The organism is Methylocaldum sp. (assembly GCF_039794385.1).
Taxonomy (GTDB): Bacteria; Pseudomonadota; Gammaproteobacteria; order Methylococcales; family Methylococcaceae; genus Methylocaldum.
The window spans coordinates 1-15,005 of sequence record NZ_JBDIVO010000085.1; the positions used below are offsets into that span (position 1 = coordinate 1).

General features: G+C 60.7%; 9 protein-coding genes and 1 pseudogene. 3 read left to right on the forward strand and 7 right to left on the reverse strand.

The window, feature by feature from the left end:
- A pseudogene (locus tag ABJK70_RS09690) lies at positions 1 to 301 on the forward strand (hypothetical protein); the annotation flags it as partial.
- 933 nt (positions 302 to 1,234) lie between these two features.
- On the forward strand, positions 1,235 to 4,312 hold the full coding sequence (locus ABJK70_RS09695) for a transglycosylase domain-containing protein (protein ID WP_347257877.1): 3,078 nt from the start codon (positions 1,235 to 1,237) through the stop codon (positions 4,310 to 4,312).
- Positions 4,313 to 4,355: 43 nt separating this feature from the next.
- Here the strand turns inward: ABJK70_RS09695 and ABJK70_RS09700 are convergent, their stop codons facing one another.
- The 5 genes from ABJK70_RS09700 to ABJK70_RS09720 form a co-directional block, all read right to left on the reverse strand.
- Positions 4,356 to 5,987: a phosphatidylserine/phosphatidylglycerophosphate/cardiolipin synthase family protein gene (locus tag ABJK70_RS09700; protein ID WP_156879986.1), complete on the reverse strand. Its 1,632-nt coding sequence runs from the start codon at positions 5,985 to 5,987 to the stop codon at positions 4,356 to 4,358.
- A 511-nt stretch (positions 5,988 to 6,498) separates the two neighbouring features.
- Complete coding sequence (locus ABJK70_RS09705) at positions 6,499 to 7,719, reverse strand: endonuclease/exonuclease/phosphatase family protein (RefSeq protein ID WP_156879985.1); 1,221 nt, start codon at positions 7,717 to 7,719, stop codon at positions 6,499 to 6,501.
- Between the two features lie 147 nt (positions 7,720 to 7,866).
- Positions 7,867 to 8,688, reverse strand: a complete 822-nt coding sequence (locus tag ABJK70_RS09710) for a nucleotidyltransferase family protein (RefSeq protein WP_077731099.1) — start codon at positions 8,686 to 8,688, stop codon at positions 7,867 to 7,869.
- Between the two features lie 8 nt (positions 8,689 to 8,696).
- Positions 8,697 to 9,497, reverse strand: a complete 801-nt coding sequence (locus ABJK70_RS09715) for a metallophosphoesterase (RefSeq protein ID WP_077731098.1) — start codon at positions 9,495 to 9,497, stop codon at positions 8,697 to 8,699.
- Positions 9,498 to 9,718: 221 nt separating this feature from the next.
- The gene (locus tag ABJK70_RS09720) at positions 9,719 to 12,763 is read right to left on the reverse strand and encodes an MASE1 domain-containing protein (protein WP_347257878.1); all 3,045 of its coding nucleotides are present in this window, start codon (positions 12,761 to 12,763) and stop codon (positions 9,719 to 9,721) included.
- A gap of 519 nt (positions 12,764 to 13,282) precedes the next feature.
- Here ABJK70_RS09720 and ABJK70_RS09725 point away from each other — a divergent pair.
- On the forward strand, positions 13,283 to 13,555 hold the full coding sequence (locus ABJK70_RS09725; RefSeq protein WP_347257879.1) for a hypothetical protein: 273 nt from the start codon (positions 13,283 to 13,285) through the stop codon (positions 13,553 to 13,555).
- Positions 13,556 to 13,817: 262 nt separating this feature from the next.
- On the opposite strand, the gene eutC is transcribed toward ABJK70_RS09725, so the two are convergent.
- Together eutC and eutB are read right to left on the reverse strand one after the other, a co-directional pair.
- Positions 13,818 to 14,588 (reverse strand): ethanolamine ammonia-lyase subunit EutC, encoded by a 771-nt coding sequence (gene eutC / locus ABJK70_RS09730; protein WP_347257880.1) that lies wholly within the window; start codon positions 14,586 to 14,588, stop codon positions 13,818 to 13,820.
- A partial coding sequence (gene eutB, locus ABJK70_RS09735) for an ethanolamine ammonia-lyase subunit EutB (protein ID WP_347257881.1) occupies positions 14,585 to 15,005 on the reverse strand: 421 nt, incomplete at its 5' end. The genes eutB and eutC, both read right to left, overlap by 4 nt.

The following is a 15,005-nucleotide window of genomic DNA, read 5'->3' on the forward strand; positions in this document are numbered from 1 at the left end:
GATCGGTTTGCCCGAGCTGATCGCCGACGATCTCGAAAGTTACTACGACCTGGCGTTCGATCTGGCTACCCGCCCGGAGCATCTATCCCGAATCAAACACAAACTTGCCGCGAATCGGCTTAGCGCGCCGCTGTTCGATATCCGGGCTTATACGGGCCATCTGGAAGGCTTGTTCGAAGCGATGTGGCAGCGGTATCGCGATGGCGAGACGCCGGCGCTCATAGGGGAGACAACCGATTGGCATGGCTGGTCATTCCGGCCTCACGGAGAGACGACGCCGTCGGAATGCGAAAGGGCGTGAAGCTCACGCAATATTCCACTTAAATTTCTCAAGAAGTATGTTCATGAAAAAGCAAGAGAAAACCTATCTTCAGTCTTCCAAGTACCGATGTCCTTTGTGCAAGCAAATGGTTTTGTCATCCGACTACCTATTCTTGCGTCGGCGGTCCGCAAGCGGTGTCTGGACCATCGTCGAGTGTTGCCGGAAGTGCAAGGATTCCGGTTGTTAGGAGGTTTCGGCATCTGAAACGGGGCGGCGTGAAACGGATCAGGCTTTTATCGTTTGCCTTACGGTTCTTTTGTGTCGGTGGGCGTCGGTCTTTCGCTTAAGGAAAACTAAAGCAAATGACCAAGGCCCGATGCCTCCGCTGTCCCTCTTCAATGCTTTTCGCCGGGTACGCGATAACGTCGATTTTCCGGCTTTCGGATTCTTTTCTGAAGCGACAAAATAAGCTCGGAGACAGTCGCAGACTGTCCGAGGGGGCTGATTCACGAGGCTTTCCGATTTTCGCTTCATGCGGCGGTACATGGGACACGTCGATTTGACACCCTTTTGGATATCCCGCTCTATGTCCTGCTCGGATCGGCAATGATGCGCAAAGACTTTGTCGGCTGAATCGGCGGATTGCACGCAACCGGTGGGTTGTAGACTGGCTGGAGTCGGCCAATCTGAGCCCAGGACATGAAACGTCGCACTCCCGTAGAATCTACCGCGGACCCCATTGGCATCGAATGGAAACTTGTCTTGCAATCGCGGCGCACGCACGATATTCGCGGCGCCCTGTTTGGGGCTATTATTTTGGTTAATCCGGGGCAGGGTTTCCTTAGCGCGGCGACAAGCCGCGTGAGCCAAGGTCGGGCCTGTACCGGCCTTGGCGGCGGCCCGTAAATACCAGGAGGGTATTTACGGGCCTGATTGATAAATTCTTGGCGGGCGGGAGGACCTTTAGCTTATATGAGCCAACGCAGCGGCGCACTGTTCAGGATCACCGTTTGGAGCACGGCCGGGGCATTGCTGGCGCTCACTGCCATTTACATCTTCCAGGAAATCAAGACATCGGATTTCCAATCACGCTATCTCTCTTCGATCGACGAGCATCTGCGCTTCCAGGTGGAGCCGGGAGGTAGCGCCGCCATCCGCTATCCGAGCGCCGGGCCCTACGATGAACGGCTCGGGTACACGGCCCTTCCGAGCTTTCAGCAGCGTCTCCGGAACCTCGGCTTCTCCATAACCGCGCAGGCACGGTTTTCGCCGGAATTGCTGCGTGTGGTCGACAAGGGCTTTTATGCCACCTATTTCGAGAAGATCCAGGCCGGTCTCACGATCTTCGATCGCGATAGCGAAGTCCTGTTCAGTAAAACCTACCCCACCCGAATTTATCCCGATTTCGACGCCATACCGCCATTGGTGATCAAAACCTTACTCTTCATCGAGAACCGGGAATTGCTCGATGACCGTTATCCGCACCTCAATCCTGCGATCGAGTGGGACCGCTTCGCGCGTGCGACCATGGAGCTGATCGCACGCAAGCTCGGAGCCGACATCAACGTGGCCGGCGGCAGCACACTCGCCACCCAGATGGAGAAATACCGCCATTCCCCCGGCGGCCGCACGGACAACCCCATGGAAAAGCTGCGGCAGATGAGCAGCGCCTCGCTGCGCGCTTACCTCTTAGGCCCCGACACCCGGAAGGCACGGCGCGGCATCGTTCAGGCCTACCTGAATTCCATGCCGCTCGCCGCCGTACCGGATTCCGGCGAAGTGCACGGACTCGGCGATGGTTTGCAGGCATGGTTCGGATCGGATTTTGCTGCGGTGAACCAGTTACTCGGCGCCGCGAACCTGTCCACCGGCGAGGGGATCACCGCGGAACAGGCGCTGGCCTATCGCCAGGTGTTGTGCCTCCTGCTGGCGCAACGTCGCCCCGCGTATTATCTCCTGGCAGGGCGTGCCGACCTGGAGAACCTGGCCGACAGCCATCTGCGCGTGCTGGCCGCGCAGGGGGTCATCCCAACGGCGCTGCGCGATGCCGCGCTGAGCGTGTCAGGCGCTACGAGCGTCCAGGCCAATCTGACGCCCGCGGCACCCCTCATCGATCGGAAGACCGAAAGCGTATTGCGCGCCCGGCTTGCCACCGCCTTGGGTGTGAGCCGGATCTACGACCTTGACCGGCTCGATCTGACCGCCCGCTCGACCATCGATTACGACATTCAGCAGGCGGTAGCCCAGGCTTTGCGCAGATTGCGCGAGCCCGAGCAGGCGCGTGCCGCAGGGGTTTTGGGTTTTCGGCTCCTCAGCACCGACAGTGATTTTGGCGAGATCGTTTACAGCTTCGTTCTGTACGAGCGCAGCAGCCAAGGAAACCTGTTGCGGGTGCAGGCCGACAACAACGAGCAGCCGCTCGATGTGAACGAGGGCATCCGGCTGGACCTCGGTTCGACCGCCAAGCTGCGCACCCTGGTGCATTACCTGGAAATCATCGCGGAACTTTATGACCAGTATGCCGGCCAACCGAGCGAGACCCTGCGCCGGGCCGAGATTCACCCGCGCGATCATCTGTCGCGGTGGGTTGTCGATCAGCTTCTTGCGAACCGCAAGATCGGGTTATCAGCCATGCTCGAGGCGGCGCTGGAGCGCCGCTACTCGGCCAGCCCGGGAGAGGCTTTTTTTACCGGCGGCGGGCTACACACTTTCGCCAATTTCAATAAGGACGATAATTCCAAGATTATGTCCCTGCGCGTGGCACTGCAGGAATCGGTGAACTTGGTCTTCATCCGGCTCATGCGCGACGTGGTCTACTACCACCTGTATAAGCCCGATGGCGTGGCACGCTGGATGGACGCGAAGGACAGCGAAAAGCGGCAGCAGTATCTGGAGCGCTTCGCGGACCAGGAAGGGAAAGCGTATCTGCGCCGCTTTTATGCCAAGTACCGGAACAAAACCCCTCAGGAAGCCCTGGATATCCTAACCGGGAGCGTGCACCCCGTTCCCAAGCGGCTGGCCACCGTATATCGCTCGGTCTACCCGCGTCGCGACGTTGCCGCTCTTCGGGATTATTTGCAGGCGCACCACGTGGGCCAAGGCCTATCCGCCGAAGACATCACGGACCTTTACGAAAAATACTCCACGGAGCGCTTCGACCTGCAGGATCGCGGGTATATCGCGCGTATCCATCCCCTTGAGCTTTGGTTGGTGAGCTATCTGGTCGAGCATCCGAACGCCACCCTTGGCGAGGTCGTCGGCGCCAGCGCACAGGAGCGTCAACAGGTGTATCGCTGGCTATTCAAGACCAGCCGCCGTTACGCGCAAGACAAGCGCATTCGCACCTTGCTGGAGAACGAGGCTTTTGCCCAAATCCACCGGGCGTGGAAACGGCTCGGTTACCCGTTCGGGGCTCTGACGCCTTCCTATGCCAGCTCCATCGGCGCCTCGGGAGACCGTCCGGCCGCACTCGCCGAATTGATGGGCATCCTGTTGAACGACGGCGTGCGCCTCCCGATGGTACGCTTCGACGCCTTCCACTTCGCAGCGGATACGCCTTACGAGACACTCATGCAGCTGACGCAGGCACAAGGCCGACGGGTGTTGTCGCCGGAGGTGGCGGCGGCTGCGCGCAGCGCCCTGATCGATGTCGTCGAGCGCGGCACTGCGATACGGGTCAAAGGCGTGTACAAGGGCCCCACGGGTACGCCCCTCGTCATGGCCGGCAAAACCGGGACGGGGGATCATCAACGCGAGATTTTCGGACCCGGCGGACGGCTGATCGCAACACAGGTCATCAGTCGTACGGCGACATTTGCCTTCATGCTGGGTGATCGCCACTTCGGAACAGTGACTGCGTACGTGACCGGACCCGCCGCCGCGCGTTATCGCTTCACGAGCGCCTTGCCGGTGCAAGTGCTCAAATCCCTCGAGCCAACGCTGACGCCGCTGATCGCGCGTGCCTATTCCGAGCCGCCGGAGTCTCGTCCTCACACTGTCACTGCCGCCACCGCCAAAGGCTTCGAGCCGGCGCCGACGACACAGCGATAGACCGTTTCCCCGAGGCTTTGGCTATACGGTTCCGAGCAGCACTTTAGAAGAACGAGCGTCCGCTCACGGCCGCCAGTCCGCGAACCAGCCACCGGTAGCGCCGGACGGCTGTCCAGTCGTCCCGCTCAAGGTGATCGTTCGGTCCGAAAGCGACGATTATCCGTCCTTCTTCGTCGCGGCTAGGGCGGCCCTCATCGTCGCGCGCGATGCGGTATTCGTAGGCGGTCGGCGGGCCCGCGGCGATAAGTTGTCGTCCCGTTTCCAGCAGTTTTTCGGCGAACCGGGCAGACCATACGGCGGCAACCAGTTCGCTGTTGAGGGCCATGCTGAGGGGGTCGAGGTTGTAAGTCCCCAACAGGCCGAGCTGATCGTCGATCACGGCGAACTTGCCGTGCAGATTATGGCGGTCCCCGGCGACGAACAGCCGCAGCGTCGGAACCCGCGCCAGGAGTTTCGGCCATTGCTCGAGGAAAAACGCCTGGCTGAGGGGATTATCGCTGGACACGGGGCTGTTGGTGAGTACCGTGATTTCTACGCCGCGCCGAGCCGCATCTTCCAATACACTTACGGCTTGCTCCGAAAGCACCAAATACGGGTTGGCGACGAAAATCGATTTCTTGGCGCCGCGCACCAGCCGGCCAAGGCTGACTGTAATGGGATCGTCGGTTCTGATCAGGCGAGTGCGGCTGTCGAGAAAACGAACGGGCGCCTGCACCGATTCAGGGGCCGGTCTGGCCAGAGCGCCGTGGAGCATGGGACGAGCCTGAAGCTCGTCGATCCAGGGCAACCGGCGATCGCGAATCCGGGCTGACACGGCTTCGGGTATGGGTTCGCCCCGCAGCCAGTAATCCATAGCCTGGTAGGCGAGCAGCAAGTCACTGGTCGAATCGAGCAAGTCCACTGTTTCGCGGGTGACAGCATGAGCCTCTCCACCGTCGTATTGCGATTCGAACACGGCTTCGAGCACGGCTCCGGCCTCTCGTCCGGTCAATACCGCGTCCGCATCGCGAAACGCCTTGGGATCGAAGTTCAGGTCGGCAAAATACTCGGTCGCGATGTTCCGTCCTCCGATCAGGCCGTGAACGCCGTCCGCCAGGAGAATCTTGTCGTGGTCGCTGGCAACGATTGCCGCGGGATTCAGGGTGAGAAAGGCATCCTGGAAGCGATAGCGCAGCGGGCGGTACAGCTTTACGGTGACATTGGCCGTCTGTACCACTGTATCGAGGTAATCGTTCCCCTGGACGTCGCGCGACATCGTGGTGCCTATGGCGTCGAGCAGCACCCGGACCGTCAGACCCTGACCGGCCTTGTGGACGAGATGGCCGAGAAAAGCGATGCCGAAGACATCCTGTTCCAGAATGAAATAGCTGATGTCGAGACGCTTTCGGGCGTTAGCCAACAGGCGCCAACGTTCGACCCAGGCCATCACGTTATCGTCCAACAGGGTCACCTGGGACACGGCGGCGCCCTCGGCGGGCAAGGATTCGAAGATTTCGCGCATTGATCGATCCTCATCGTCGGGTCTCCCGGCATCCGTCGATGTAACGAGCGGATCGGGGAACTGGACGTCGAGCAGCAGATGACCGACCAGCCAGATCGCTATCACGCCGGCCAGAACAATTAAAACGAGGCGGCCGAATCGATGGGTTCGGCGTCCATATCGATTCATGGTCATCCTTGCATTTTGCAGCGTATACCTCGTTGTTCCAATGAAACGGCGAAAAGGCGGGTTACGCGGGTACGCTAACCCGCCCTACCATCGTACTTCGAATGGCAAACGGGCGTTTAGCATATTATTAACCCGGCCTATAAATATAGGCCGGGTTAATCCGGGGCAGGGATGCCCCGGCGCGGCGACAAGCCGCGTGAGCCCAGGCCGGGCGTGTACCGGCCTGGGCGGCGGCCCGAAATACCAGGAGGGTATTTACGGGCCTGATTAATAGGATGCGCTGCACGAAGGGACAAATCGGCAGGGCAAGACGCAACGCGACGAGGCCGATTTACTCGTCTCATCCATGAGACTCGCCCTTCGGGCCGTGCTTCCCACGTTCCAGTTCGCTCCCGGCGAACTGGTGCACGGTAAGTCCGCCCGTAGGGTGCCGGACAGGGATTGTCCGGCATGAGCCGCATCGATCGCGAACTTTTCGACATCCTCAAACCGGGGAGAAGGCAGACGATGCAACAACTTAGCCCCCGTCCTGAGGAGTATCCTTTGATCCTCCGCCGATGCCCGAGAGGATACTCACGAACCCGGTGTTCGTTTTCAGCCATTCGAGAACGCGGTGCTTGTCCGGAATGCGCTTCGGGACGTCGCAGTCGACGAGACGTGCCAGTTGGTGCTGACGCACGGCATCGTGCCAGCGGATGAAGGCGGACTTCGCTTCGGGCGTCAGCCAGCCGTAGGTGACCGACAGTCCGCGGTGATCGGATTCGTCGGCGCCGATCACCTGAACGGCTTGAGGTATCAGATCGGGTGTGGCGAACGATCCGTCCAGAGGCCATACCGGAGCAAGGGCCGGGAAGGTTGCCCAACCCGAAAAATCGTTGACGCCCTCGCGCGCTGCGACGACAACCCGCGCATCCGCGAGGTCGCCGCTGGTCAACACGTCGTGAGTGCGGTCGGCGGCGAAGTGAGGACGTTGGTATGTCAGGGCGGTCGGAACCGTGTTCATGTCGCCGAGGAGAATCGAAGTCCGGCCGGACTCGACGAACCGCTGCAGGAGATCGGCCGCCTGCGCTTCCCGGCGCGCGGGGTTGAAGGCCTCGAGGTGGGTAACCAGGAAGTCCACCGGCTGGCCGAAGAACCGAATGCGTAGGTGAAGCGCTCCGCGCGGCTCGTTCAAGATCCGGTCCAGAGCGCTCACCGGGAAAGCCGAGGCATAACTCGTCTTTTGCGTCTTTTCCAGAATCCGGGCATCCACGGCAAGCGCCGAGTGCCGGAACAGTACGGCGTTGCCGAAGCGGACCTCCAGGCCGGGTGTATCCCGGCGCCAGGTTTCGCCGCGTGCCACCGCGTAGGCATGGCCGGTGCGACGCTCGAGTTCGTCCGCCAGAAATGCGGCTTGATCGATCCAGCCGCTACGGCGCGAGCCGAAGTCCACTTCGTTAAGCGCGACGACGTCTATGGGCATTTCCGGTGATGCTCCCGCGATCCGGTCGGCAATGCCGGTGAGATTGCGTTCGACCTCCCGGCGGTCGGCAAAAACGCGCCAGCGAGGCCCGAGTCCGGAATGGAGGTTATACGTGACGACCCGGAGTTCAGGGAGGTCGCTACGGGTTTCCAGTTGCGGAAACGGGGCGGCATGCTCCCAGTCGGTCGACGGGACCGTGCAGGAAGACGGTGCGTCCGGACGCCCGAGTGTGCTGGCCAACTGATAGCCGTCCCAGAAATCGGTCAAGGTCGTCATGGTCAAAGCGCCGGACACGGCGGTCAATAGAGCGATTCGAAGAAGTCGGAACACGTATGGTTAGATAGCAAGAATGGACTGATTGCGCTGCCAGATCGCAGCATTCGACATCCGCGATGAACCGGGTATTCGGTCGATCATGCGGATTTATTCTTTGACATCGATGGCGGCCGTCCAGTGGGCAATGTTTTCGTGGGTCATTCGCCCCTTGGGTTGCAGGCGGGCGTCCTGGTAACCCCAGCGCATGATGTCGGTCAGATATTGTTCCCGTGAGAGCAGCGTACCCTGGCAGAGGCGCTCGGAAGGCGGTGCGCTGCGAAGCTCGTCGGCCAAAAGGGCCAGCAGCCGCTGCATCACCCAATCGGGAATGCGGCTTCTTTCGGCCGGGTAGATGAAGCCGAAAAGAACGAGATGGCTGAGCAGTACCCGCCAGTGGGCGCCGAATCGGTCCATCAGCCTAGTCCAATTCAATCGGTCGGAACAGACACGGAGGATATGGGCGATGTCTGCGCCGTCGTAACGCTCCCGCTCCAGTACGAAGGATTTCGACCAGATGATTTCCTCTATCGGGCAAAGCAATACCGGCACGCCCAGTATGTCCCGTCGGGGGGCGTGCTCGAACCACGCTTCGTCGACGGCGCAAATGCCGTTTCCGGAACTGAAGATGATATCGATGAAGTATTCCCCGTAGTACGCCTTGGCGAGCCAGTGAGGATACGTGACGTCGGCTTGATAGCCCGCGCTTGCAAGAATTTCGATGATGCGATCCCGATCGTCGGGCCGCACGAAGATATCCAGATCCTTGGTGTGGCGCGAGATTCCGGTGTAGCACTCCAGTGCGTAGGCTCCTCCGACGAGAAACGGAACCCGGGCGTCGATTAAAAGCGTCAGCCCATGACAATAGAATGACCGCCCGGTCGGGTCGATCGGCGGTGGGCTGGTATCGGGCGCGGAAAACGGTGTGTCCATAAATATTGCTAGCCCTGTACGGGGTATGGTTTCTGGTTGAACGAGTGATGTTCCGTCTCGGCAGATGCTTCGACCGGAAGCTCGATCAGCCGGACCGGAGGTCGATCCGGAAAGGCGCGCCGCAGAAGCGGCAGGGCGACGTTGTAAACCGGAATATTGCCGCCGGTTTTTCCCGTGGGGTGTCCGCGATGGGCGTGCCCGTGAAACACCGCGGTTACCGAGTAACGATTCAAAGGTTCCTCGAGTCGGCTGGACCCCAGAAACGGATAGATTTCGACGGGTTCGCCCACAACCGTGGCTTTGACCGGAGCATAGTGAAGCAGGGCGATCCGATGCGGCATGCGCAATTTGGCGAGCGCCGACTCCAGCTTCAGTGATTCCTCCACGGTCTCGTGCACGAATCGCTTCAGCGTGCTTTCGCCCCATGGTTGCAGGGCATGCTCGCCGAAACCGCCGGCGAAGCCTTTGACACCGGCGAAGCCGATGCCATGCACTTCATGAGCGTCGCCATCGAGCAGGACGATTCCGGCATCGGAGAAAATATGCTGCACCTCGTGCACTTGGCCTGCTTCGTACTCGTGATTGCCGAGCACGCCGAGGATGGGAATCTTTACGCCGGCGGTCAGCTCCTTGACGAACAGCCGAGCCTCTTCCGCCCGTCCGTAGTCCACGATATCGCCGCAGAGCAACAAAATATCGGCGTTCTCGGAAACATAAGCACAAATGGTTTGAAGTATTCCCTGCGAGGACAGGGTGTAGTGAATATCGCCGACGGCCGCAATGCGGACCGTTTGTCTGTTCGAGGGCATGGCTGCTTATAGGTCTTGATTGCCGGAAGCCGGTGTCAATAAACCAAAGACAGCGATGCAGGGCAAAAGTGCCCACGCGAAGCAGGTTTGGCCCGCCTGATTTGGGAGGGGATTTCCGAGCTACTCGCCGGCGCAGGTCGGTAGGTCGGCAATCCTTTGCCGACGGATCTGCACGCCAACTCGTTTGTCGGGAAGGGATTCCCGACCTACTTGGCTAAGTCCTACTGCCGCGACGAATCGGCCGCGGCTGCGGCTTGTTCCGACGCAGGCGCTAAAGCGAGCGGTAGCTCGACGACGAACTCGCTGCCCTTGCCTGGACCGGCACTGAAAGCCTCTATGCGCCCGCCATGCAGTTCGACCAGGCGCCGAACCAAAGTGAGCCCGATGCCGAGGCCCCCTTGACTCCGGTCGAGAGAGCGCTCGCCCTGGATGAAGAGCTCGAAGACATGGGGCAATAGCTCGGGAGCGATGCCAAGGCCGGTGTCTCTGATACGGATGAGTGCCCGCTCTCCCTTGGCCTCGGTGCGGACCGAAATCGAGCCGCCTTCTTCGGTGTATTTCGCGGCGTTGTTCAAGAGATTGGCCACGACCTGGATCAGGCGGGTCGCATCCCCGACGATCAAGAGGGGTGCTGGTGCGACATCGACCGTTAGCCTGTGGCGCCGGGATTCGATCAAGGGCCGCGTCGCCTCGATCGCTCGCTCGACGACGGTATTGAGAGGTATGGGTTCCTTTCTCAGCGTCACCTTGCCCTGGGTGATGCGGGAAACGTCCAGCAAGTCGTCGACCAGGCGCGAGAGGTGAATGACCTGGCGGTCTATGATCTCCCTCGCACCCTGAAGCCTAGGCTCGTCGGCAGCGAGTTTTCGAATCAGCTGAGCGGCATTGCGTATCGGTGCCAGAGGATTGCGGAGCTCGTGGGCCAGCATGGCGAGAAACTCGTTTTTCCGTCGATCGGCATCGCGCAGCGCAGCCATGGCGCGGGCGCGCTCCCAAGCCATGGCGGTAAATAGGCAAAGCGTCCGCAGGAATTCGATTTCCTCCGGATCGAAATGCTCGCGCCGCGTACTCGCGAAGGAAAGCGTCCCGAGCGTACGGCCATCGCCCGCCATGAGCGGGTGGCAGGCATAGGCGCGCAAGCCCATGTTGCGAAGAAGGATGCTCTTGGGGTCGTTTTCGATGCGAGCGGTATCGGCGATCAGGGGAGTGCCCGTAGCGGCGACCGTGCCGCACATGGTGTCGCCGAGATCTAGCCTCTCCATGGCGGGAAGCAGCGCCTCGGAAATACCGTACGCAGCGATCAGGCGAAGGCTTCGGCCGTTCTCGTCAACCCGGTAGTTGAAACCTACGTCGGCATCGAGCAGGGCGTGTACTTTCTCGAAGACCATCCGGCTTAGTTCGACGTCGGTGGTTTGGCTGTCCAGCGCCGCACGGCTGATGGCCAGCAGCTCCGCCTGCCGTTCGTTATGGCGGCGCAAAGCCAATTCGGCCCTTTTGAGCTCGGTGATGTCTTGAGTGGTTCCGAATGCGCTCAGCACCTCACCCCGGTGGAATTCCAGCTCGGCTTTTTCGTGGACCCAGCGGATGTCCTTGCCGACCACGATGCGGTGTTCGATGTCGTAAGGCGTGCCACGGAGTGCCGCCTTCCATTGCCGGTCGACATATTTCCGATCGTCCGGATGGACGCAGCGGAGGAACGTCTGATAAGTCAGTGGCGTACCCTCGGGTATGCCGAAAATCCGATGGTTTTCGGCCGACCAGAGCAATTCGTTGCGCTGAACATTGAGCCGCCAGCTCCCGATCTTGCCGACCGCCTGGGCGCGGTTCAAATCGTGTTGGCTCCGCTGCAGCGCCTTTTCGGCCTCCTTGCGCACCGTGATGTCGTTGGCGATGCCGAGATAGCCGGTGATCGCCCCCTTTTCGTCGCGCATGACCGAAATCGAGACTTGGGCCGGAAACCGGCTGCCGTCCTTGCGGATCAGACTCCACTCCGTTTCGGTCGATCCGCAGGCTTCGATCAGCGTCGGCAAGAATTTGATGGACGATGTAGCGGGACGGCCTAGCGTATCGGCGAGCGCTTTCGCATGGGCCTCGAGCTCGGCGGGGTCATGAAAGATCGCCGGCGTCTCCTTGCCGACGAGTTCTTCGGCGGAATAGCCGAGCGCTTTCGCCGCGGCTTTGTTGATGGTCTGGATGATGCCTTGCCTATTGACCGAGACGATGCAGTAATTGGCCCCGTCCAGAATCGCCTGCTGCAATCGGAGCGTGTCGCGCAAGGTTGCCGTGCGTTCGTCGACTTCCTTCTCGAGATGATTGCGGGCATCCTGCAACGCCGCCAGCGCTTGCCGCCACTGGTTCGCCAGGGCACCCAGCACAAGTACCGATATCGAGAACAGCACGACCAGGGACTGTACCAGGAGAGCCTGGACGGAAATCTCGAACTGCGCTCCCGCGAAAGCGCCTTGCCCCAGTGCCGTGTATCGCGCGGCGATGATTCCCAGGACGAGAATCGCGAACGAAACGCCGGGAATGCCGAAACGCACGCCTATCCAAAGCAGGGGTGGCATGATGACGTAGGTGAACGGAATGCGGTCGGTGAAAACAGCGAAGGTCAGTCCCGCGACCGACGTCAGGGCGGCTAGCGCTTCGATCCGCCTAGCGGGCGGCAGCTTGCGCCAATACGAGCGGGTAGCCGGCAGTGCGAGGCAAAGAGGAGCCGTCACCATGATCCCGGCGATGTCGCCGGTCCACCATGTGAGCCAGGCCGCAGCGAACGGTTCGCGGTCGACCAAAGCGATCGGCGCAGTCCCCGCCGTGGCGGCTATGGTCGCACTCAGCAAGGCTCCCAGTATGGTCAGCGCCACCACATCCTGTACCGTTTCCAGGCGTAATGGCATGCCGACCGTGCGTCCCAATAGCCATGCGCCCGTCAACGCTTCCATGGTGTTGCCGAGAGAAAAAGCGGCGGCAATTGCATAAGGCTGGTCGAATACCCATAGATTGACGCCGAAATTGACTGCGAGCGCCGTCATAACGAACGCCGGCCAAAGGGTCCGAGGACGGGTAGCGAGCGTAGATAGGTAAAACCCGCTAGGCAGCCAAAACGCGACAAAGTGGTAAGGCTTCGGGGAGATCCAGTGGCTGAGCAGAGCCAGACCGAAAAAGCAGACCGCAAACCCGAGCAGCGATCGGAACGACGGCCACCGCAGGGATGTTTCACAGCCTGATGAAAACCTTTCGCTTTGCATACTTACAGTAGTGTCCATACAATTCGACCAGTTCCATGGCGGTTTCTCTCAGGTCTCGATCGTTTGGGCGCGTCCCTTTCATCCTACGGATACCTTACGGCTTGCGCAATCCGCTGCTTGCCGGAATCCGGCTAGAGCATTTTCCGATTCGGTGTCAGAGGGCCCGATAGTAGGTCGGCAACCCCTTCCCAATCGCAAACGGGCCTTTAATCGGCCCCTTCCAATCGCAAACGGTCGCTTTAGTCGCGACCCTTCCAATCGCAAACGGTCATCCGGGGAGCGCCCGAATGACCCTTCCAATCGCAAACGGCCGTCCTGGGAGCGCCAGGACGCCCCTTCCGGCAAAATCCCTTGCCGAGCCGATAAGTCGGCAAGGGATTGCCGACCTACGTTCTTCCCGCCCGACACGAAGCCGTACACCGGGATGAAAAACGCTCTAGCCTTTCGGTCGACATCGCCGGTACATTGCCGGTAGCATGGTTTCGGTCGAATTTCCGGAAACATAGACAACTATCGAGACTCGGACAGGAGGGTCATATGGCGAAGATTACGGTAAAGAAGCTTACCGAATCCACTTTCGAGGTGACAGTGGAGGCGCAGGCCACGACGACGCACACGGTTACCGTGGATCCGGGATATGCCGCCAGGTTGACGGACGGAAGAGCGCCGGTCGAGCGACTGGTAAGCCGCTCGTTCGATTTCTTGCTGGAGCGGGAGCCCAATACCAGCATCCTGCGTCGCTTCGACCTGCCGGTGATCGGCCATTATTTCCCGGAATACGAGCGGGCGATCAAGAACATGCTGGCCTGATCCGATTTACTCCAAATCGCTTTCAATCAGGCATTCATTTTGTAGGATGGGTAGAGCGAAGCGAAACCCATCGATGGTGGGTTAGGCCGCGCGGCCGTAACCCACCGAGCGACCTCGGACCTGTCCTGAGCCCAGTCGAAGGGTCGGTGGGTTATGCGGAGCCTGTCCTGAGCCTGTCGAAGGGCCTGCCCCGAGCGGAGACTAGGGGCTAACCCACCCATTAATGCTCACTCGAATGCCGAATGGAATTAGGCTGTCGCCGTCATTTTTTTAGGCCCAGAGGCTCGGGAGACGGCGGTAAAACCGTATCCAGTTCGTCCTTGAGAGCGACCCCGGAAATGCGGCGGCGCATGGCTTCCTCGGTCAGGTAGAGCAGTTTCGCGGCGGCGGCTTCGTAGCTCAATCCTTCGGGCGGTCGGATATTGGAGATGCAGTTGCGCTGCGCATCGCTGTTGCCGGGCCGCGGTGCATAGGCGAAATAGATGCCTAGACTGTCGGCGGCGCTGAGCCCCGGCCGTTCGCCGACCACAATGACGGCCACGCGCGCGCCGAGGGCGAAGCCGATTTCATCCGACAGGGCCACCCGGCCGTTCTCGACCAGACTGATAGGCCCGACCTGGATGCGCCGTGACCGATATCGACCGATCACCGCCTCCAGCAGGGGCAGACCGTGCCGTTCGACGGCGATGGATGACAGCCCGTTGGTGACGATCAAGGCCACATCCGTACCGCCGCCGTCCATGTCATCCAGCCGCGTGCGGGAATCGGAGTCGAGAACGCGACCCCGATCGGGGCGACGGAGGTATTCGGCGCGACTTCGGATCGGCGTTCGCAAAATCAGACAATCTTCGCCCATTTCGCGCAAGCTTTCGGCGAACCCCTCGATGTCCCAAGGGAAGTGCACGGCATCCCGTGCTTGAGCGTGGGCGAGCTGAAAGTCGAGCAGGGCTTCGGTCGGAACGGCATGGCCCGCGCGTCCCAAGCCTATGCGGGCCTGGGTGAAACGCCTGAGGGCGAACCAGGGATCGGTCATGGGCTGTCCTCCGTCAGTGCGTCCATCGCATTGAGCAGGCGAGGGGGCATGGGACCGAGGCTCAGCGCATTGCGGCCGTCGAAAATGCCCATGCGGTCGAGCCATTCCTCGAATTCCGGGGCGGGCCGGAGCCCCAAAACCTTGCGAAGGTAAAGGGCGTCGTGAAACGATGTGCTCTGATAGGCCAGCATGACGTCGTCGGCGCCGGGCACGCCCATGATATAGGTACAGCCGGCCACCGCCAGCAGCGTGATCAGATTGTCCATGTCGTTTTGGTCGGCTTCGGCATGGTTGGTGTAACACACGTCGCAGCCCATGGGCAGGCCCAGCAGTTTTCCGCAGAAATGATCCTCGAGCCCCGCGCGGATGATCTGTTTTCCGTCGTACAGATATTCCGGCCCGATGAAGCCCACCACG

What these genes read in the sequence shown, in the direction of transcription:
- ABJK70_RS09695 (WP_347257877.1), top strand. Translation starts at nt 1,235, where the DNA reads ATGAGCCAACGCAGCGGCGCACTGTTCAGGATCACCGTTTGGAGCACG.
- ABJK70_RS09700 (WP_156879986.1), bottom strand. Translation starts at nt 5,987, where the DNA reads ATGACCATGAATCGATATGGACGCCGAACCCATCGATTCGGCCGCCTC.
- ABJK70_RS09705 (WP_156879985.1), bottom strand. Translation starts at nt 7,719, where the DNA reads ATGACGACCTTGACCGATTTCTGGGACGGCTATCAGTTGGCCAGCACA.
- ABJK70_RS09710 (WP_077731099.1), bottom strand. Translation starts at nt 8,688, where the DNA reads ATGGACACACCGTTTTCCGCGCCCGATACCAGCCCACCGCCGATCGAC.
- ABJK70_RS09715 (WP_077731098.1), bottom strand. Translation starts at nt 9,497, where the DNA reads ATGCCCTCGAACAGACAAACGGTCCGCATTGCGGCCGTCGGCGATATT.
- ABJK70_RS09720 (WP_347257878.1), bottom strand. Translation starts at nt 12,763, where the DNA reads ATGGACACTACTGTAAGTATGCAAAGCGAAAGGTTTTCATCAGGCTGT.
- ABJK70_RS09725 (WP_347257879.1), top strand. Translation starts at nt 13,283, where the DNA reads ATGGCGAAGATTACGGTAAAGAAGCTTACCGAATCCACTTTCGAGGTG.
- eutC (WP_347257880.1), bottom strand. Translation starts at nt 14,588, where the DNA reads ATGACCGATCCCTGGTTCGCCCTCAGGCGTTTCACCCAGGCCCGCATA.